Origin of the sequence: Morganella morganii, from assembly GCF_041099235.1 — a bacterium.
In the GTDB taxonomy this organism is placed as follows: Bacteria; Pseudomonadota; Gammaproteobacteria; order Enterobacterales; family Enterobacteriaceae; genus Morganella; species Morganella morganii_E.
Genome location: NZ_JBFZSO010000003.1, coordinates 363,978 through 384,620 on the forward strand (window position 1 = coordinate 363,978; position 20,643 = coordinate 384,620).

18 protein-coding genes and 1 tRNA gene are annotated in these 20,643 nt (G+C 51.3%); 11 read left to right on the top strand and 8 right to left on the bottom strand.

Annotation, left to right across the window (positions count from 1 at the left end; genetic code table 11):
• Positions 1 to 14 precede the first annotated feature (14 nt).
• The 5 genes from prfA (at position 15) to AB7038_RS07830 (ending at position 4,563) form a co-directional block, all read left to right on the top strand.
• A complete protein-coding gene (prfA, locus tag AB7038_RS07810) occupies positions 15 to 1,097 on the top strand; it encodes a peptide chain release factor 1 (RefSeq protein ID WP_004237324.1) in 1,083 nt (360 codons plus the stop codon).
• On the top strand, positions 1,097 to 1,933 hold the full coding sequence (gene prmC / locus AB7038_RS07815; protein WP_369453063.1) for a peptide chain release factor N(5)-glutamine methyltransferase: 837 nt from the start codon (positions 1,097 to 1,099) through the stop codon (positions 1,931 to 1,933). Before prfA ends, prmC begins: the two co-directional genes overlap by 1 nt.
• The gene (gene sirB1, locus AB7038_RS07820) at positions 1,930 to 2,736 is read left to right on the top strand and encodes an invasion regulator SirB1 (RefSeq protein WP_349417933.1); all 807 of its coding nucleotides are present in this window, start codon (positions 1,930 to 1,932) and stop codon (positions 2,734 to 2,736) included. The genes prmC and sirB1 overlap by 4 nt, the downstream gene beginning before the upstream one ends.
• A 66-nt stretch (positions 2,737 to 2,802) precedes the next feature.
• A complete protein-coding gene (gene kdsA / locus AB7038_RS07825; protein WP_369453064.1) occupies positions 2,803 to 3,654 on the top strand; it encodes a 3-deoxy-8-phosphooctulonate synthase in 852 nt (283 codons plus the stop codon).
• A 6-nt stretch (positions 3,655 to 3,660) separates the two neighbouring features.
• Positions 3,661 to 4,563, top strand: coding sequence for a TIGR01212 family radical SAM protein (locus tag AB7038_RS07830; protein WP_369453065.1), 903 nt, complete (start codon positions 3,661 to 3,663; stop codon positions 4,561 to 4,563).
• Positions 4,564 to 4,570: 7 nt separating this feature from the next.
• Here AB7038_RS07830 and AB7038_RS07835 read toward each other — a convergent pair whose 3' ends face one another.
• From AB7038_RS07835 to AB7038_RS07845, 3 genes are all read right to left on the bottom strand, one after another.
• The gene (locus tag AB7038_RS07835) at positions 4,571 to 5,020 is read right to left on the bottom strand and encodes a methyltransferase family protein (protein WP_072867792.1); all 450 of its coding nucleotides are present in this window, start codon (positions 5,018 to 5,020) and stop codon (positions 4,571 to 4,573) included.
• A gap of 81 nt (positions 5,021 to 5,101) precedes the next feature.
• A complete protein-coding gene (gene dauA, locus AB7038_RS07840; protein WP_368888441.1) occupies positions 5,102 to 6,823 on the bottom strand; it encodes a C4-dicarboxylic acid transporter DauA in 1,722 nt (573 codons plus the stop codon).
• Between the two features lie 268 nt (positions 6,824 to 7,091).
• Positions 7,092 to 7,181, bottom strand: a tRNA-Ser gene (locus AB7038_RS07845).
• Between the two features lie 336 nt (positions 7,182 to 7,517).
• Between AB7038_RS07845 and ghrA the strand changes: the two genes are divergently transcribed.
• Positions 7,518 to 8,459 (top strand): glyoxylate/hydroxypyruvate reductase GhrA, encoded by a 942-nt coding sequence (gene ghrA / locus AB7038_RS07850; protein ID WP_369453066.1) that lies wholly within the window; start codon positions 7,518 to 7,520, stop codon positions 8,457 to 8,459.
• Between the two features lie 63 nt (positions 8,460 to 8,522).
• Positions 8,523 to 9,083: a molecular chaperone gene (locus AB7038_RS07855; protein WP_368888439.1), complete on the top strand. Its 561-nt coding sequence runs from the start codon at positions 8,523 to 8,525 to the stop codon at positions 9,081 to 9,083.
• Positions 9,084 to 9,147: 64 nt separating this feature from the next.
• Here AB7038_RS07855 and AB7038_RS07860 read toward each other — a convergent pair whose 3' ends face one another.
• From AB7038_RS07860 to mdtH, 3 genes are all read right to left on the bottom strand, one after another.
• On the bottom strand, positions 9,148 to 10,461 hold the full coding sequence (locus AB7038_RS07860) for a CitMHS family transporter (RefSeq protein ID WP_368888438.1): 1,314 nt from the start codon (positions 10,459 to 10,461) through the stop codon (positions 9,148 to 9,150).
• A gap of 371 nt (positions 10,462 to 10,832) precedes the next feature.
• Complete coding sequence (locus AB7038_RS07865) at positions 10,833 to 11,390, bottom strand: lipoprotein (protein ID WP_072867804.1); 558 nt, start codon at positions 11,388 to 11,390, stop codon at positions 10,833 to 10,835.
• A gap of 64 nt (positions 11,391 to 11,454) precedes the next feature.
• Positions 11,455 to 12,654 carry a multidrug efflux MFS transporter MdtH gene (gene mdtH, locus AB7038_RS07870; protein ID WP_004237312.1) on the bottom strand — a complete coding sequence of 400 codons (1,200 nt, stop codon included), beginning with the start codon at positions 12,652 to 12,654 and terminating at the stop codon, positions 11,455 to 11,457.
• A 167-nt stretch (positions 12,655 to 12,821) separates the two neighbouring features.
• Between mdtH and rimJ the strand changes: the two genes are divergently transcribed.
• From rimJ to uhpC, 3 genes are all read left to right on the top strand, one after another.
• Entirely contained in the window at positions 12,822 to 13,406 is a 585-nt protein-coding gene (gene rimJ, locus AB7038_RS07875) for a ribosomal protein S5-alanine N-acetyltransferase (RefSeq protein ID WP_072868773.1), read from the top strand.
• 74 nt (positions 13,407 to 13,480) lie between these two features.
• Positions 13,481 to 15,016 (top strand): murein biosynthesis integral membrane protein MurJ, encoded by a 1,536-nt coding sequence (gene murJ, locus AB7038_RS07880; protein WP_072867808.1) that lies wholly within the window; start codon positions 13,481 to 13,483, stop codon positions 15,014 to 15,016.
• Positions 15,017 to 15,528: 512 nt separating this feature from the next.
• Positions 15,529 to 16,875, top strand: a complete 1,347-nt coding sequence (uhpC, locus tag AB7038_RS07885; RefSeq protein ID WP_072867810.1) for an MFS transporter family glucose-6-phosphate receptor UhpC — start codon at positions 15,529 to 15,531, stop codon at positions 16,873 to 16,875.
• Between the two features lie 63 nt (positions 16,876 to 16,938).
• Here uhpC and AB7038_RS07890 read toward each other — a convergent pair whose 3' ends face one another.
• Positions 16,939 to 17,658 (bottom strand): hypothetical protein, encoded by a 720-nt coding sequence (locus AB7038_RS07890; RefSeq protein ID WP_369453067.1) that lies wholly within the window; start codon positions 17,656 to 17,658, stop codon positions 16,939 to 16,941.
• A gap of 165 nt (positions 17,659 to 17,823) precedes the next feature.
• On the opposite strand from AB7038_RS07890, the gene AB7038_RS07895 reads away from it, so the two are divergent.
• Positions 17,824 to 18,699 carry a leucine-rich repeat domain-containing protein gene (locus AB7038_RS07895; RefSeq protein ID WP_369453068.1) on the top strand — a complete coding sequence of 292 codons (876 nt, stop codon included), beginning with the start codon at positions 17,824 to 17,826 and terminating at the stop codon, positions 18,697 to 18,699.
• Between the two features lie 73 nt (positions 18,700 to 18,772).
• On the opposite strand, the gene argS is transcribed toward AB7038_RS07895, so the two are convergent.
• Positions 18,773 to 20,503 carry an arginine--tRNA ligase gene (gene argS / locus AB7038_RS07900; RefSeq protein WP_108657152.1) on the bottom strand — a complete coding sequence of 577 codons (1,731 nt, stop codon included), beginning with the start codon at positions 20,501 to 20,503 and terminating at the stop codon, positions 18,773 to 18,775.
• Between the last annotated feature and the right edge of the window lie 140 nt (positions 20,504 to 20,643).

Below are 20,643 nucleotides of genomic sequence, written 5' to 3' on the forward strand. Positions count from 1 at the left end.
GTAGCAGACTACGAATGAAGCCTTCTATTGTCGCAAAACTGGAAGCATTGAAAGAACGTTATGAAGAAATTCAGGCGCACCTTGCGGACGCCGATGTTATCGCTGATCAGAATAAATTCCGTGCCTTGTCGAAAGAATATGCGCAGCTGACTGACGTTGCGAAATGTTTTGAAGCCTGGCAGACCATTCAGGATGATATCGACACCGCCCAAATGCTTCTTGATGATCCTGAAATGAAGGAAATGGCACAGGAAGAGCTGAAAGACGCAAAACTGCGGAATGAAACCTTAGAACAGGAATTACAGGTCTTATTACTGCCGAAAGATCCGGATGATGAACGCAACTGCTTCCTGGAAGTCCGTGCGGGCACCGGTGGTGATGAAGCGGCGCTGTTTGCCGGTGATCTGTTCCGTATGTACAGCCGTTATGCAGAATCACGCCGCTGGCGGATTGAGATCATGAACAGTAACGACGGCGAGCACGGCGGATATAAAGAAATCATTTTCAGAGTCACCGGTGAGAATGCCTACGGCAACCTGAAATTTGAATCCGGCGGCCACCGCGTGCAGCGTGTGCCGGAAACCGAATCCCAGGGCCGTATTCACACCTCCGCCTGTACTGTTGCGGTGCTGGCGGAAGTACCGGAAGCGGAACTGCCGGATATCAACCCGGCGGATCTGCGTATTGATACTTTCCGCTCATCCGGGGCCGGTGGTCAGCACGTTAACACCACGGATTCCGCTATCCGTATCACCCATATTCCTACCGGAATTGTGGTGGAGTGTCAGGACGAGCGTTCGCAGCACAAAAACAAAGCCAAAGCTCTCTCGGTGCTGGCCGCGCGTATCAAAGCGGCGGAAGAGTCCCGCCGTCATGAGGCGGAAGCCTCTGAGCGCCGTAATCTGCTGGGCTCCGGTGACCGTTCGGACCGGATCCGCACCTATAACTTCCCGCAGGGACGGGTGACTGATCACCGTATTAACCTGACACTGTACCGTCTGGATGAGGTAATGGAAGGTAAGCTGGATGCACTGATCCAGCCGCTGGTGAACGAATATCAGGCAGATCAGCTCGCCGCGCTGTCTGAGCAGGACTGATGACGTTCCGGATCTGGCTGGCAGAGGCTGTCAGCCGTTTAAGTCACAGCGACAGCCCGAAACGGGATGCGGAAATCCTGCTGACGTTTGTTACCGGCCGCACCCGCAGTTACATTATTGCTTTTGATGAAACCCCGCTCAGCGGGGATGAACAGCAGCGTCTTGAGGCGCTGCTTGTCCGCAGGGAGCAGGGCGAGCCGGTGGCGTATATCACCGGTGTGCGTGAGTTCTGGTCACTGCCGCTGGAAGTGTCTCCCGCCACACTTATTCCGCGTCCGGACACCGAATGTCTGGTGGAGGCGGCGCTGGAATTGTTACCGGCCGCATCCTGCGATATTCTGGATCTCGGTACCGGCACCGGTGCGATTGCGCTGGCTCTGGCCTCTGAACGGCCGGATTGTCATGTGACCGGGGCGGATATTCAGCCGGATGCGGTGGCGCTGGCACAGCGCAATGCCACCCGTCTGGGACTGACGAACACAACCTTTAAAGAAAGTCGCTGGTTTGCTTCACTGCCGATTCATCAATTTGCTATGATAGTGAGTAACCCGCCATATATTGATGAGAATGATGAGCATCTGGTGCAGGGCGATGTCCGTTTCGAGCCGCGCAGTGCGCTGGTCGCTCTGCAGAACGGCCTGGCCGATCTGGCGGAAATCGCTGCGCAGTCCGCACATTATCTGACACCCGGCGGGTGGCTGATTGTGGAACATGGCTGGCGGCAGGGAGACGCTGTCCGCGAACTGTTCCGGGAAAACGGATTTTACCGGGTGGAAACCCGCCGCGATTATGGCGGAAATGATCGGGTTACTTTAGGTCAACGGGAAGAGAAATGAAAAGCATTGCCGATTTTGAATTCAATGGTGCGCCGTTACTGAGCGGCATTATGTTAGTGTTAAAAACTGTCCGTCCGGATTTTGACCGGGAAAAGGCAGAAACACACATCAATGAACTTATCCGTCAGACCCGTAAACGCCTTCCGCCGTATTCCGACGAACATACCTGTTTACAGACCCTGATCACGCTCTTTTACCACAAATGGCAGTTCAGCGGCGCCAGCGGTGTTTATTCGCTGTCTGACACGCTGTGGCTGGATAATGTGCTGCGCACTCAGCGCGGTTCGCCGGTATCACTCGGCATCCTGTTCCTGCATATTGCACAGGCCATCGGTTTGCCGGTTGTGCCGGTGGTTTTCCCGACTCAGCTGATTCTGCGGGCAGATCTCGATGACGAAACCCTGTTTATCAACCCGATTAACGGCGATCTGCTGGATCAGCACACGCTGGATGTCTGGATTAAAGGTACAGTCAGCCCGGCGCATCACCTGACCGGGGATGATCTCGAAGAAGCTGAAAACAGCCATGTGGTGCGCAAATACCTCGACAGTATTAAAGTCGCGCTGATGGAAGAGAAAAAAATGGAGCAGGCACTGAAAGTCAGCGAAACCATTTTATTATTTGATCCGGATGACCCGTATGAAATCCGCGATCGCGGGCTGATTTATGCCCAGCTGGACTGCAGCCATATTGCGGTTTCTGATCTGAACTATTTTATTGAGCAATGTCCGCAGGATCCGGTATCTGAAATGATAAAAATGCAGATCCACACTTACGAACAGCAGCATATCGTTCTGCACTGATAAACGGATATCGTTTTACATTTTTTCATAAACGCAATTTAATTGCCTCTGCCAAAAGGTTATACCATGCAACAGAAAGTCGTATCTATCGGGGATATTCGTGTCGGCAACGCGCTGCCGTTTGTTCTGTTCGGCGGCATGAACGTCCTTGAATCCCGCGATCTGGCGATGAAAATCTGCGAACATTACGTGACTGTCACGCAGAAGCTGAATATTCCGTACGTCTTCAAAGCCTCTTTTGACAAGGCAAACCGCTCTTCTATCAGTTCTTACCGTGGTCCGGGCCTTGAAGAAGGGATGAAGATTTTTGAAGAGCTGAAAAAAACCTTCGGCGTGAAAATTATCACCGACGTTCACGAATCCTGGCAGGCACAGCCGGTGGCGGACGTGGTGGATGTAATTCAGTTGCCGGCTTTCCTGGCGCGTCAGACTGATCTGGTGGAAGCGATGGCGAAAACCGGCGCGGTCATTAACATCAAAAAACCGCAGTTTATCAGCCCCGGGCAGGTGGGTAATATCGCGGAAAAATTCCGTGAAGGCGGCAATGACCAGATCATTCTATGTGATCGCGGTGCAAACTTTGGTTATGACAACCTGGTTGTGGATATGCTGGGCTTTAAAGTGATGGAAAAAGCGTCCGGCGGTTGCCCGGTGATTTTCGATGTCACACACTCCCTGCAATGCCGCGACCCGTTTGGTGCCGCATCCGGCGGCCGCCGTGGTCAGGTGGCTGAACTGGCCCGCGCCGGGATGGCAGTCGGCCTGGCGGGGCTGTTCCTGGAAGCGCATCCGGACCCGGATAATGCCCGTTGTGATGGTCCTTCCGCGCTGCCGCTGGCAAAACTGGAGCAGTTCCTGCAACAGGTTAAAGCGATTGACGATCTGGTGAAAAGCTTCCCTGAGCTGGATACCGAATAATTTCCGATGCAGCTTCACACCGTTGTTAACATGTTCGGCGCTGATCTTCAGCGCCGTTATGGCGAAAAAATCCATAAAATCACCCTCCACGGCGGCTTCAGCTGCCCTAACCGTGACGGCACCCTCGGGCGCGGCGGTTGTACCTTCTGTAATGTGGCTTCTTTTGCGGATGAAAATGCACAGTATGATTCCATTGAGGAGCAACTGAGTCAGCAATCCGGAAAAATCACCCGCGCCAAACGTTATCTTGCTTATTTCCAGGCCTATACCAGCACCTACGCGGAAGTTGAACTGCTGCGGGAGATGTATGAATCCGCACTGACACAGGCCGATGTGGTGGGGTTGTGTGTCGGTACGCGGCCGGATTGTGTGCCGGAGGCGGTATTGGATCTGCTGCAGAGTTATCAGCAGCAGGGCTATGAGGTATGGCTGGAGCTGGGATTACAGACCGCCCATGATAAAACCCTGAAACGCATCAACCGGGGTCATGATTTCGCCTGTTATCAGGCCACAACCCGGGCCGCCCGTGAACGCGGGCTGAAAGTGTGTTGTCATCTGATCACCGGTCTGCCGGGTGAAACCGCAGCCGATAATCTCGTCACACTTGAGCGTGTGCTGGAGACCGGCGTTGAAGGTATCAAACTGCATCCGCTGCATATTGTGGAAGGCAGCACGATGGCAAAAGCCTGGCGGGCTGGGCGCTTGCCCACCATTTCCCTCGAAGAGTATGTCGCCACCGCCGGGGAGATGATCCGCCACACTCCACCGGACGTTATTTATCACCGCATCTGTGCCAGTGCGCGGCGTCCGACGTTACTGGCACCGGACTGGTGCAGCAACCGCTGGCTCGGTATGAACGGCCTGTGGCAGTATCTGCTGGCAAACGGTAGTCAGGGCAGCGCAATCTGACCGGGAACTACAACCAGCGCCGTGTCTGCTGACAATAGGCTGTCCATTCCTGTTTAAATTTTCCGGCAAGGAATCTTTCTTCCTGCGGGATGCTGAACAGATCGGTGATCAGCCAGAAAAGCAGGCCGCCGATGAGAAAATAGTAAGAGTGGGTCAGCAGGGCAAAGCCGATACAGGCGGTGGTCAGTGCGAGATAGACCGGGTTACGTGACAGGCGAAACGGCCCGCCGGTGATGAGATGGGTTGCTTCGCCGAGCGGGTTCGGTGTGGTGTTATGGCGGCGGAAATACACCAGTGACGCACCAATCCAGCCGAGACTTTCCAGCCCGATCAATATGGCTAAAATACCGCTCCAGCCGCTGAACTGAATCACCAGTGCATCTTTGGCATACAGCCAGGCAGCGGCAATACCATTGATAATCAGCCAGTTAAGGAAGGGAAGACGGAACACAGCCATGATTTTTCTCCGGTGACAGATAAAGAAACGGCGGACATTACGCCCGCCGCGGTGTTCATTATAGCCTGATCACCGAAGTTATCATGCCTCCGATGTCACACCATCCATCAGCCCCAGTTCAATCAGTGCTTTACTGACTGAAGGATAAAAGCTGATTTTATTCTCAACCGGCACAATCCGCGCCCGCGCCAGGGTTTTCAGTGGCTGGAACGGAATGTCAGTGACCACAATGTGTGTATCCACACCGGCTTCGTCAATAAAACGTCGGAAGGCTTTCAATCCGCCTGCATCCAGTACCGGCACCGCATCCCACTGCATCACAATGGTGTGATATCCCGCGCTTTTGACTTTCAGATCATCAAAAATCCGCTCGGCAGCGGCAAAGAACAGCGGACCGTTAACCCGGACAACCAGAAGCCCTTTGTCGTGATCAGTAAAGGGAGACTCACTCAGGCGCGTCATATTGGCGATACGGCGCATAAACAGCAGTGAGGCCAGCACAATCCCGACACTGATGGCGATGACCATATCAAACAGCACCGTGAGGCTCAGGCACAGCAGCAGCACGATAATATCGTCTTTCGGCGCGCGGCGGATAAGTTCAATGACTTTAGCCGCTTCACTCATATTCCACGCTACCATCAGCAGCAGAGCAGACATCGCCGCCAGCGGCAGATACGAGAGCAGCGGTGCCAGGATCAGCAGAGTCAGCAGCACCAGCAGAGAGTGAATAATGGCAGAGACCGGCGATGTGGCCCCGGCCCGCACGTTAGCCGCCGAACGGGCGATAGCAGCAGTGGCGGTAATGCCGCCGAAGAACGGAGCGGTGATATTACCCAGCCCCTGACCCAGCAATTCGCCGTTGGAATTATGTTTTTTACCGGTCATACCGTCGAGCACGACGGCACAGAGCAGGGATTCAATCGCGCCCAGCATTGCCATCGAGAAAGCCGCCGGCATCAGAGCGGTAATGGTGGCCCAGCTGAACACAAACTCTTTGCCGTCCGGGGTCGGTAAATTCCACGGCAGGATAAACTGCGGCAGAATCGGCGGGATCCCCGCGCCCTGTGTGCCATCCGCCAGGGTATAACTGAAGCGGGAGCCGATAGTGGCCGCTTCCATGCCGAACAGTGACAGCACCAGCATCACCAGCATCCCGGCAATCACAGCGGGAAGGTGTCCCGGCAGACGAAGTTTCAGTTTCGGCCAGTAGATCAGTACCAGCAGAGTGGTCACACCAATCAGGGTATCCGACAGGTTGATGGTCGGCATGGCTCTGACAAGGGCAATCACCTTATCAACGTAGTTTTCCGGTACATGCGCCATGGTCAGACCGAAAAAGTCTTTCACCTGCATGGTGGCGATAGTGATCGCAATCCCTGAGGTGAAGCCGAGCACCACAGAAATCGGGATATATTCAATGAGTTTACCGAAACGCGCCAGACCCATTGCCAACAGGATAATCCCGGACATCAGGGTGGCTATCAGTAACCCGCCCAGCCCGAACTGCTGGGATACGGGGTAGAGGATCACCACAAACGCGGCGGTCGGCCCGGAGACACTAAAGCGGGATCCGCCGGTCACCGCAATCACAATACCGGCGATAGCCGCCGTATACAGACCATATTGCGGAGCCACACCACTGCCGATAGCCAGTGCCATGGCCAGCGGGATAGCAATAATCCCGACGGTGATACCTGCAATGGTATCTTTTATCAGACGGGAAACGGAGTAAGGCTGTTTCCAGCACGAGTCAATTAATGCAGAAAAAAGAGATAATCCTTTAAATGTTGAAATTTTCATTTCCGGACAACTGTCACCTCTGAGTCATATGAAAAAAATAGGGAGACGCCAAAGCGCATTAGTCTACGCAAAACAGGGAGAGATTTAGCTGAGATACATCAAATGACGCTGTATACAATAGCGGATATTAAAATAAAATCAAAAATATGAAGAAGTTAAGGTGTAATAAAACAGGATATTCTGCCACCGGACCGGATAGCAGCACAAAAAAAGAAAAGGCAGAAACGAAAAAAGCCTGCTGATTGCTCAGCAGGCTCTTCTCTTAAGATGGCGGTGAGAGAGGGATTCGAACCCTCGATGCACTTTCGCGCATACACACTTTCCAGGCGTGCTCCTTCAGCCACTCGGACATCTCACCGGGGTACTGTTCGTTGCGTTGATATCTCGCTGCAACGGGGCGCTACTATAGGGGAAGCGACGTAACCCGTCAATACACGCCATGAAAAAAAATACGTTTTTTCGTTTGTTTAACCAAAAAAACAGCATATTGGTGATTAACATAGCAAATCTGGTCAGAATACCGTACCGGCCGCATAAAAAACGACCGGCAATATTTTTCCGGCGGAAAATCATCTGCCGGAAAAATATGCAGGTCAGTTAACAATAACAACATTTTAACGATACGAAAATCTGTCCGGGGCTTGAATTCTTTGCGTAATCCTATCAGGCTGGTAAAAAAACAGAGGAGCGCCGCATGAATATTATTTTCTACCATCCTTTTTTTGATTCTGAGCTGTGGATCAACGGCATGAAAAAACACCTGCCGCAGGCGGATATCCGCAAATGGGTTCCGGGTGATAACCAGCCGGCAGATTATGCCCTGGTGTGGTTACCGCCGCGTGAGTGTCTGGCCGGGCGGACCACCATGAAAGGGGTCTTTGCGCTGGGCGCCGGAGTGGATGCCATTCTGAAGCAGGAACAGGCAAACCCGGGCACTCTGCCTGCCGGGGTGCCGGTGATCCGCCTTGAAGATACCGGGATGGGGGCGCAGATGCAGGAGTATGCAGTTGCCAAGGCGCTGTGGTACTTCCGCAAGATGGATATTTATAAACGCCAGCAGGAGCAGCGTATCTGGAAAGCACAGCCTGCTTTCACATTTGATGAATTTGAAATCGGCGTGCTGGGAACCGGTGTTCTCGGCCGTTCCGTGGCGGAAAAGCTGGCAGAGTTCGGGTTTAAAGTCCATGGCTGGAGCCGGACACCAAAACAGATCCAGGGCGTGACCAGTTTCCACGGCAATGACCAGCTGGATGAATTCTTAAGCCACAGCCGCCTGCTGATCAACCTGCTGCCGGACACACCGCAGACCAGGGGGATCCTCAACCAGCCACTGTTCAGTAAGCTGCCGCAGAGTTCTTATCTGATCAACCTGGCGCGCGGTTCGCATCTGGTGGATAACGATTTACTGGAAGCCATCGATGACGGACAGATTGCCGGTGCCAGCCTGGATGTGTTTGCCACCGAACCATTGCCGGAAATGCACCCGTTCTGGACTCATCCGCGGGTGGATGTCACGCCGCACATTGCCGCATTTACCATTCCGTCAGAGGCAATGAAAGCCATTGTCGCCAATATTGAGCGGATTGAGCGGGGCGAAGCACCGCAGGGCGTGGTGAATATGGAACTGGGGTATTAATTCTTTACAGCAATAAGGACAATCCGGACAATAGCGGCAACTCAGTTAATAAGGATTTGAAGTATGAATGAATTTTCACTGGTCTGCCGCCTGCTCGGAACGCTGTTTAACCGTGCTCCGGCTGATCCCGTACTGGTACCGGTTATGACGATGATTAAGCAGGGGCAGCTGAAAGCCCACTGGCCGCTGGATCAGGATGCATTGCTGACACGGCTGGCTGAGCATTGTGACAGTGCGGAACTGGCAGCGGATTATCAGCAGCTGTTTACTGACGGGGCGGTGGCTCAGCACCGGTCGGACTATACCGGTGAGCCGGAAAGTGAAGTCCGTCAGTTTCTCAGTGAGCGTGGTATGCCGCTGACTGATGCGGTAACAGACAGTTTCGGGTCTCTGCTGCTGGCGGCATCCTGGCTGGAAGATCAGGCTCAGGAAGATGAAGTCAGTGCGCAGACTGCACTGTTTGCGGATTATCTGCTGCCGTGGAGTGATGCATTTCTCGGGAAAGTCGAATCTCATGCACAGCACGGCTTTTACCGCACCCTGGCTATTCTGACCCGCGAAGCACTGTCAGCTCTGTATGAAGAGCTGACAGAAGATGCAGAAGAAGACAAAAACGATGATTAATGTGTGACGCTGTCACATATTGTTTTTCAGGCCCGGTCAGATGACCGGGCTTTTTGTATCCGGCTCAGAACAGCCCGAGGAACCAGCCTGCCACCAGGGTGATAAAGCTGAACAGCCAGATCCAGAAGAAGGAGTAGCGCAGATGCCGTCCCATATCCACCCCGGCAATTCCCACTGCCAGCCAGACAGCCGGAGAGAACGGGCTGACAAAGGTTCCGGCGTTATTACCGATAGCCATGGCATAGACCACATCTGCAGGCGGAATACCGGCGGATGCCACCACGTCACGGACAATCGGCAGCAGGGCAAAGTAATAAGCATCAGTACTGGTAAAGATATCCAGCGGTACACCAATCATCCCGATAATAATGTGGAACTGTTCAGCCATGTGTCCCGGGATAATCAGCAGCAGATCCTTCGCGACGGACTCCAGCATCCCGCCTTTATCCATAATCCCCAGGAATACCCCGGCGGAAAGGATAATTGCTGCCATGGATAACGCCTGCGGCGCATGATGGTTAATCACGGCCACCTGATCTTTCGGTTTCGGGTAATTCACAATGAGAGCAGCGGAGAGCGCCAGCATAAAGATATACGGTGCCGCGAGCCAGCCCAGAGCCAGACTGAGTATCGCCAGCAGAATCAGCGAGATATTAATCAGAAAACGCTGTGGTTTTTCCGTACCGTGTTCTTTATCCGCCTCATCATACAATTCAAGAAGCGAATCCTGCTCATACGGCGTGGTACCGTATTGTGCAGCCCGGGCGATACGGCGTTTTTCCCGCAGACCAAACAACGCGGCAACCAGAACGGATGCGGTAATACCGATGATTTGCACCGGGATCAGCGGCTGCCACAGCTCTGAGGCAGAAATACCGGTCACGGCAGATGCGCGGCCGAGCGGCCCGCCCCACGGCACCATGTTCATCACCCCCATACTCATACACATCAGCAGCAGCATCAGATACGGGCTCATACCCAGCCGCCGGTAGATAGGCAGAAAGGCCGGGATAATAATCAGAAACGTCGCCGCCCCGGAACCGTCGAGATGCACAACGGCTGCCACCAACGCAGTGACCATCGCCACAATCACCACATTTCCCCGGGTCAGTCCGATCATAAGGCGGATAAACGGATTGAATATATGCAGATCTTTCATAATGCTGAAAAACAGAATGGCAAACAGGAACATCACCGCGACACTGGCTACTTTTTTGATGCCGTAATCAAAAAATGCCGTGATTTCAGGCAGGGAATAGCCGGCCAGCAAAGCGCCGAGCAGGGGAATAACAGACATGGCAATTATAGGGCTGGTTTTTCCTGTCATCAGTAAAATGACGATAGTAACGATGATCAGCAATCCAATCAGTGTCAGCATCAGAAGATCCTTATCCGGAAATGATTATTTTTTGATGTTACTGAAATGGATAATCACAGTGTTAAAAATGTTTCTAAATTGTGAAATATATCATCAAAAAAGGAGGTGTAAGATTCAGAATAAAGGGGTTAATCACAAATTAATTTTATCAGTGGAAGACGATAAATCAGCGTTTCATTTTTTTGCTGGGAGGGAAAGGGCGGATATGATTGAACAAAATTACCCGGTATCTCTGCGTACACCTTGAATTTTCTTCATATTCTTTTTCAGAAAAGGAAAATGATACCGTACCTGGTGGAATAATTAAGGTTCGGTATCATAATATAGGTAATTAATAATTTACTCTCACAATTAAAAAATTTTATCAAAGTTTATTCAGTCAGCGGGATGACTATCCGTCCCGGACGAATTTCAATACCTTTGGCAAATTTTTTCGCGGCCGCTTCGGCGGTATTATCCGCATTCAGCACATAGACCGGGGTGATATTGAAAAAGGTGCTCAGTGTATGATTGAGGTAGGGGATCAGTGCGGAAATCAGCGTGTCCCATTTGTCCGGATCCAGCGTGTAATTGGTGATTTCAACATCCCGCATATAGATTGACCCGCTGGTGGCATCAAAATACGGTGCAGCGCTGAGAGACATTGAAATAGTGAAATCCCGTGAACCGAACAGCGAAACCAGCTTCAGTGAGCCGATTGCCGTCAGTTTTACTTTGCCGGGCTCTTCACGGCCAATCTCGGTGAGCAGTTTTTCCAGGGTAAAATCCGCATCTGCCACACCATCCATACCAATCTGTTTATTCAGATGGATATTCTCTGCCACCGCACTGTTAATGGTCTCTTCACTGACACTGATTTCGGTTAATTTATCGCAGCCGGTTAAAACTGTTGCTGCGACCAGTGCCGCGGTAAAAAGGAATAATCTCATCGGTATCTCCTGTTGTATACCACCCGATACTAACCTGTGCTGCGGCAAATCCAAAATATCCGGATCAATTTAATACGGCAGGGCTTATCTTCTTCGGGTTAAACTGGCGGTAAAGTGCTATCAGTGTAATCAGCCCGATTGTACCGAGTAAAAACCAGGGAAGTTCAGGTAATTGCATTTCTTTACCCAAATCATACAGCCAGCCGCCGCCGGTATAACCGATGGCACCGCCGAATGCCAGCCCCAGGCGGCTGAAGCCCATGTAACTGCCGCGTGCGCGCGGATCCGCCAGTGATGCGCTGAGGGTTTCCCGTGCCGGTTCGGCAATCACCGAACCTAAATAGAACAAACAGATAATCGCGAATAATACATGCAGTGAATGAGTCAGCGCGACCGGGAACATACTCAGGCTCATCAGGAACAACCCTGCCATCAGACGGGTTTCCAGCCGGAAGTGCTTTTCACTCCAGCGGGCCAGAGGATAGAGGAGTGTCAGTGATAACGCGGCCTCAATCGCATACATCCATTTTACTGCTGCCGGTGTGCCTGCCAGTTCGTTGACGATGATCGGGAACATCAGCATCACCTGCACGGAGAGGATAAAGTAACCGGTCAGTGTCAGCACATAGCGGGAGAACCGTTTGTCACTCAGTACGCGGGTCAGCCCCTCTTTGACCGGAGTACGGGTGGTGGAGATGCGGTAAGCGGGCAGCAGCCAGGCATTACACAGTGCGGTGATAATAAAGATTGCTGCGCCCACCCAGCAGACCAGATGAAAATCATAAATCAGCAGCCAGCTGCCGAGCAGTGCCCCGAGTACCGCCCCGGCGCTGTCCTGCATCAGCAGCAGGGAATAGAAACGGCCACGCTCATAAGGGCGGGTCAGTTTTATCACCAGTGCGGTGCGCGGCGGGTCAAACAGAGTGCCGCCGATAGCCGAGAGAATACAGGAAAGCCAGAGGATCCACGGTTCATCCGCCATGGCCATCAGGGCGAAACCGCCTGCACGGAGAAACATACCGATGACGATCATCGGTTTGGCGCCGAAGCGGTCAGCAATCGCACCGCCGAATATCCCCAGCCCCTGCTGGACAAGCTGGCGCAGCCCCAGGGCAAACCCGACTACAATCCCCGCCCAGCCGAGTTGTTCAACAAAACGGATGGAGATCAGCGGGAAGACCACAAAGAAGCCGAGAACAACCAGCAGGTTATCCACCAGCAACCAGTACTTACCCAGCGTCCGGGCTTGTCTGACAAGTGACATTCAGCACCACATTAAATATTGAAAGGAATAGAAAAAAGGGAGATGATTACACCTTCTATTCTCTGCTTATTCAGCGTCTGATAACAGAGAATTCAGGATGATATTTTTTTATCGACGGAACGTGGTTAAGCACACCCTGACTACGGCCTTCTGAGAGAGGAATTATGTTGTTCGGCTACCGCGCGAATACGCCGCAGCTGCGTTTTAACACGGACAGAATGGTGGTCCGGCTGGCGCACGAGCGGGACGCGTACCGCATCAGTGAATATTACTGTGAAAACGAAGCATTTCTGAAACCCTGGGAGCCTCTCCGCGACCGCAGCCACTATCATCCTTCCGGCTGGTCATCCCGCTTACAGCTGATGACGGATATGCACCGTCAGGGCACCGCTTTCCATTTTCTGCTGCTGGATCAGGCTGAAAATGAGGTGATGGGGGTGGCGAACTACAGTAATGTTATCCGCGGCGTATTTCATGCCTGTTTTCTCGGTTATTCGCTGGGGGAAAAATGGCAGGGGCAGCATTATATGCAGGAAGCTCTGGAGCCGACACTGCGCTATATGCAGCGTCAGCAGGGCATGCATCGTATTATGGCAAACTATATGCCGCATAATCAGCGCAGCGGACAACTCCTCGCCCGGCTCGGGTTTGAAAAAGAGGGTTACGCAAAAGATTATCTGATGATTAACGGCCGGTGGCGTGACCATGTTCTGACCGCACTGACCACCCCGGACTGGGTTAAGCCACGATAACAGCGGGTTTTTCTGTTCCGCCCGCGTTATCGTGATACTATTTCCGCCTTTGTTATCTGACCAGCACACTCAGCATGAATTTATTGAAATCTCTCGCCGCCGTCAGCTCGATGACGATGTTCTCGCGTGTACTCGGCTTTATCCGCGATGCCATTATCGCCCGGATTTTCGGGGCATCGATGGCTGCCGATGCCTTCTTTGTCGCCTTTAAACTGCCGAACCTGCTGCGGCGTATTTTTGCCGAAGGGGCATTCTCCCAGGCCTTTGTACCGATTTTGTCGGAATACAAAACCCAGCAGGGCGAGGAAGCAACCCGTACCTTTATCGCCTATGTCTCCGGGATGCTGACATTGATTCTGGCGGTGGTCACCGTGCTCGGGATGCTGGCTGCGCCGTGGATTATCTATGTCACTGCACCGGGGTTTACCGGTGACCCGGATAAATTCACGCTGACCGCCAATCTGCTGAAAGTCACCTTTCCGTATATCTTTCTGATCTCCATCGCCTCACTGGCGGGGGGGATCCTTAATACCTGGAACCGTTTCTCCGTTCCGGCGTTTGCGCCGACCCTGCTGAATGTCAGTATGATTGGCTTTGCACTCTTTGCCGCACCGTATTTTAATCCGCCGATTATGGCGCTGGCGTGGGCGGTACTGGCCGGCGGGGTATTACAGATAGCTTACCAGCTGCCGCACCTGAAAAAAATCGGCATGCTGGTGCTGCCGAGAGTCTCTTTCCGCAACAGCGGGGTCTGGCGGGTGATGAAACTGATGGGCCCGGCGATCCTCGGGGTTTCGGTCAGCCAGATTTCACTGATTATCAACACGATTTTTGCCTCATTCCTGGTGTCCGGCTCGGTTTCATGGATGTATTACGCTGACCGCCTGATGGAACTGCCGTCCGGCGTGCTCGGGGTGGCGCTGGGGACGATCCTGCTGCCGTCACTGGCAAAAAGTTTCTCCAAAGGGGATACCACCGAATACCGCAAACTGATGGACTGGGGATTGCGCCTCTGCTTCCTGCTGGCTCTGCCGTGTGCGGTAGCGCTCGCGATTCTGGCGGAAGCGCTGACAGTCAGCCTGTTCCAGTACAAAAATTTCACCGCCTTTGATGCCCTGATGACACAGCAGGCGCTGATTGCCTACTGCGTCGGTCTGATGGGGATGATTGTGATTAAAGTACTGGCACCGGGATTCTATTCCCGCCAGAACATCAAAACACCGGTTAAAATCGCGATTGCCACGCTGATCCTGACACAGCTGATGAACCTGGCCTTTATCGGGCCGTTTAAACATGCCGGTCTGGCGCTGTCGATTGGTATCGCAGCCTGTTTTAACGCCTCACTGCTTTACTGGCAACTGCGTAAACAGAATATCTTCACACCGCTGCCGGGCTGGGGAAAATTCTTCCTCAAACTGGTAATCGCAATGCTGTTTATGGCGGCAGTGCTGGTGGGTATGATGTACCTGATGCCGGAATGGTCACAGGGTAATATGCTGATGCGTATGCTGCGCCTGATGGGTGTGGTGATTGCCGGTGCCGGTGCCTATTTTGCCGCACTGTATGCGCTTGGTTTCCGCCTGCGGGACTTTGCACAGCGCAGTTTATAAACTGTTTTCATATAATACCGGCGGGGCTGATAACAGCCCCGTTTTTGTATTTCCCGCCCGAAAAAATTAATATATTAACGTTATTGAATCGCTGATTTTAGATTATGCTTTTATATATTACTGATTATCAGTGTAAAAAATAAATTTCGCTCCATGGGTTTATCGATTCAGCTCAAAGGTTAAGTTTTGCGCCATAAAATATCAGTTAATGTATCATCAGATGCAATGGCAGCAGATAAAAATAATACCAATAATAAAATAATAATATCATTATCTGATATGTGTCATAAGTGACACAAAATAACAGAAAATCATATTTCACTGTACAGCGTCATAATTCAGGCCGATTACCGTGTTTACCGCATAACTTGAATATCATCACGTCTTTCGTTTTCCGCCTGTAATAAAACAGTGCGCTCTGTTGAGAAACAGTGTGTTATTTACTGATAACGACTCATGATAATGACATATAAAAACTAATCACTACTGATAATTGCAGTACGGAGAACGTAATGGCTATATTTTCTGAATCGCCGGATAAACCGGTTACCATGAGTAAAAATGAAATCGATAAAACATACCGCTACTGGCGCTTGCATCTGATGATCGTCAGTTATATCGGTTATGCTGTTTTTTATTTCACCAGAAAGAGTTTTAACTTTGTCATGCCGGAAATGCTGGCTGACCTGGGAATAACCAAAGCCGATATCGGGATGGTCGGGACGGCCTTCTATTTAACGTACGGCGCATCCAAGTTCCTTTCCGGTATTATCGGTGACCGTTCCAATCCGCGCTGGTTTATGGGGTTAGGCCTTATTATGACCGGTGTGGTAAATATTCTGTTTGGTTTAACATCGTCTATTCCGGTATTTATTGCCTTATGGATGATTAATGCCTTCTTTCAGGGCTGGGGCTGGCCGCCATGTTCTAAAATACTGAATACCTGGTATTCCCGTAATGAGCGTGGTTTCTGGTGGTCAATCTGGAATACATCCCATAATATCGGCGGTGCTATTATTCCTATCCTGTCAGGGAGTGTGGCATTGTGGTTAGGCTGGCGTTACGGGATGATTATTCCCGGGGTAATTGCGATTGTTGTCGGTCTGCTGCTCTGCTTCTTATTGCGTGACCGTCCGCGTTCAATGGGGTTGCCGACTGTCGGTGAGTGGCGCAACGACCAGGTGGAAATTGCCCATGAAGAGCAGGGACTCGGTTTATCACGCTGGACTATCCTCAAAGAGTATATTTTCAAAAACAAAATTATCTGGGTACTGGCGCTTTCATATGCGGTGATTTATGTCATCCGCACCGGGATTAACGACTGGGGTAACTTATATCTGATTGAAACGCACCATTATGATCTGTTAACCGCGAATGCCACGGTAATGATGTTCGAAATCGGTGGTTTCTTTGGTGCGATTGTAGCTGGCTGGGGATCAGACTTATTATTCAAGGGCAACCGTTCACAGATGAACGTGATTTATACTCTGGGTATTATCATATCAGCAGTCTGTTTATGGGCGGTCCCGATTGACAGTAAATATGTGTTCTCCGCGCTGTTCTTTATGACCGGTTTCTTTATTTTCGGGCCGCAATTCCTGATTGCGATGGCCGCTGCAGAAAACTCACACAAATATGCCTCCGGCGCATCAACCGGTTTTGTCAGTTTATTTGCGTATATCGGGGCATCAGCCGCCGGTTATCCGCTGTCAAAAGTGATTGAGGGCTATCAGTGGAACGGGTTCTACGGGTTGCTGCTGATATTGTCTGTGGTACTGGTGGTATTGCTGTTTATTGCCATGCAGCTGCAATCGGCAAAAGCCAAAAAATTGCAGAAAAGCAGTATAATAACGAAGTAACAGACAGATAATATATGGTACGGAGCCTGATGATAATCCATCAGGCTTTTTTACTTCCGGAAATCAGCGGTATTTCTGTGTACGGATAATATCATCGCTGTCCCGCAATAAACGGTATGCCTCACCATCACTCAGTTGCGACAATATCACCGGAGATTGTGTTGCAAGATAAAAAACTGTCTGCGGAAAGGTGGCTTTCAGCAGTGCAACACAATGTTCATGCCACGGGATATTCAGGTGATGTTCCGGCATAGAGATATATACGATACCGTTAATCTCTTCCGGCTTTTCCGTAGTGGTAAATTCACCGTATCCGGCGATAATACGCTGAATTAATATCACCATTGAAAAAAATCCCGGATCTGATGTATTCCCGGATTGCGGCAACAGCGGCAAAATAGTATTTAACCCGGCATCGGTTATGGCGGAAGGCGTATCATCAGCCGGCGGGTCGAGAAATACCACCGGATGGTCATGAACAAATGACCGGAAACGATCAGCAATATCTGCGGCGGGAACAATATAATTATCTGTATGCAGTGTCCTGGCAACCGGGGTGTATTCTGTGCAACTCCTGAATATCAGGTGAATATCATTTTCCCGTTGCTGATGATAAATAATGCTGTTAGCAAAATAACGCAGCTGAAATAGTGCGGTTAATAATTCGTAGTTCTCTGTCTCATTATCACCGGTAAAACCATATACGGTTTTATCCGCGGCGGTGATTATTTCCATATTTCCTGCCATTTTAACATCAGAAAAACAAATTTTATTCTCTGCCATAATCCCTCCTGTTATTTACCGGGGGAGCATAGCATCGGTTATTTCATATCAGGGATATCAAAACAGAATAACGGTACCACCGGAAAGAATGTCAGGCAGGGCGACGGAGAACAGTGTTATTATAACAAAAATACAGACTGTTACTGCTGACACCGGAGCATGCTTATGCTGCACCAACACACTGTTTCTGATGCTGAACTGAACCTGGATAACGGCGGGTATACGTCAATTGATGCGTTTATCACGCCGCCGTATACCCGGAGGGTTATCAGTGCCTATAACAATCAGCTCACGGAATATCCGGCTGCACTGCGTCACTGTACGTTACTACGGGTACTGAACCTTTCCTGTAATCAACTGGCTTATATTCCGCCGGATATTGCACAGCTGACAGCCTGTGAAATGCTGGACTTGGGGCATAACCGTATCGCGGATGTTCCGCCGGAAATCGGTGAACTGCATCAGCTGCACTATCTCTATCTCAGTGAGAACGGATACAGCAATTTACCATCGTCATTTTCCGGACTGAAAAATCTGCGTTATTTTAATGCAACGGATAATCAGCTGACGGCAATGCCGGCATGGTTTTCAGAAATGGAAGAGATGGAAGAAATCCGCCTTTATAATAACCGGATAACGGAACTGTCAGCCGCCGTCAGCGGGCTGAAAAATACCCGTGAAATGCATCTGATGAATAATAAAATAACCGCTGTTCCGGATGAGATTGCGGCGGTGACAGCGCTGGAGATTCTTGATCTGAATAATAACCGGGTGGCGTTTATTTCGCCGGAAATAAGCCGGTTGCAACAACTCAATACACTGAATCTGCGTTTCAATGCCCTGAAAACATTGCCGGACAACACCGGTGAATTATCATCCCTGTTATATCTGGATTTACGAGCGAATCAGCTGAGTACACTGCCGGACAGCCTGGCAGCATTAACACAGTTGCGCAAACTGGATCTGCGCTGGAATAATTTTTCCGTCATTCCGCCGGTGGCAGAAAAATTACAGGCGGCGGGGTGCAGGGTATTGTTGTAGCAGACTCGGAAGGCAATAAAAAAGGAACCGTCAGGTTCCTTTTTTGCAGTAATAATCGCCGGTAATGCCGGGATTACATTTTTTCGACAGTACCGATACCCAGGGTATCCAGACCGGCTTTCAGGGTTTTTTGTGTCAGCAGCGCCAGTTTCAGGCGGCTCTGACGCAGTTCTTCGCTTTCCGCCGCCAGAATCGGGCAATGCTCGTAGAAACCGGAGAACAGACCCGCCAGGTCATACAGGTAACTGCACATCATATGCGGCAGACCTTCACGGGCAACGGCAGTGATGGTTTCCTCAAACTGCAGCAGACGTGCGGCCAGCTGGCGTTCGCGGTCGTCAGTCAGGATAATCGGCTGTGTCAGGCTGTCCGCATCAATATCCGCACGTTTGAATACGGATGCCACACGGGTATAGGCATACTGCATATACGGTGCGGTGTTGCCTTCAAAGGCCAGCATGTTGTCCCAGTCGAAGATATAGTCGGTGGTACGGCTTTTTGACAGATCCGCGTATTTGACCGCGCCGATACCGACGACTTCCGCCAGCTGTTTCAGCTCATCTTCCGGCATATCGCTGTTTTTCTCACGGATCAGTTTCTCCGCGCGTTCAACCGCTTCATCCAGCAGATCGGACAGGCGGATAGTACCGCCGGCGCGGGTTTTGAATGGTTTGCCGTCTTTGCCGAGCATCATACCGAACATGTGGTGTTCCAGTGTCATGCTCTCAGGGATATAACCGGCTTTACGGACAATCGTCCACGCCTGCATCAGATGCTGGTGCTGACGGGAATCAATGTAATAGAGAACGCGGTCGGCATGCAGTACGTCATGACGGTATTTCGCACAGGCGATATCGGTGGTGGTGTAGAGATATCCGCCATCTTTCTTGCGGATAATAACCCCCATCGGTTCGCCTTCTTTATTTTTGAATTCATCAAGATAGACGACAATCGCGCCTTCGCTCTCTTCGGCGATACCGCGGTTCATCAGGTCACTGACAATGCCCGGCAGCATGTCGTTGTACAGGCTTTCACCCATGACATCATCTTCGGTCAGGGTGACATTCAGACGGTTATAGGTTTCCTGGTTCTGCTGCATGGTGATGTCCACCAGCTTACGCCACATGGTGCGGCAGTATTCATCACCGCCCTGTAATTTGACCACATAACCGCGCGCGCGCTCAGCAAACACTTCGTCTTCATCGTAATGCTTTTTCGCTTCGCGGTAGAAGGCTTCCAGGTCGGCCAGAGCCATATCGCCGGCATCTTCATTCTGCATTTTTTCGAGATACGCGATAAGCATGCCGAATTGTGTACCCCAGTCACCGACGTGGTTACAGCGGATCACTTTATGGCCCAGATACTCCTGGGTACGTGCTGCCGCATCACCGATGATGGTGGAGCGCAGGTGGCCTACGTGCATCTGTTTGGCCACGTTCGGGGCAGAGTAGTCGATGGCGATGGTCATCGGCTCAACCGGGGTCAGGCCCAGTTTATCGTCAGCCAGCGCGGTTTCCAGCTGAGCGGTCAGCCAGTCAGGGGAGAGGAAAATATTGATAAAACCGGGACCGGCGATTTCCGTTTTTTCCGCAATTCCGTCAAGATCCACCAGTTCAATCACTTTCTCAGCGAGCTGTCGGGGCGGCATACCCATTTTTTTCGCGGCAGCCATCACACCATTGGCCTGGTAATCACCAAACTGCGCTTTGGCGGACTGCTTAACGATAGCATCACAATCAAGTGGTGCCCCTGCGCTGATAAGAGCCTGTTGGATCTTATCTGAAAGAATTGCCTGAATATTCACCGGTTTACCTTAATTTAAAGAACAAAATGACACCCCGGAAACAGCGGCGGAGGAGCGGGCTCGTCCGGGCGGGATGTTGTCGTGAAATTTGGCTGGTTTTATACCACAAAAACAGGGTCTCATGCTACTATCTGCGCCTT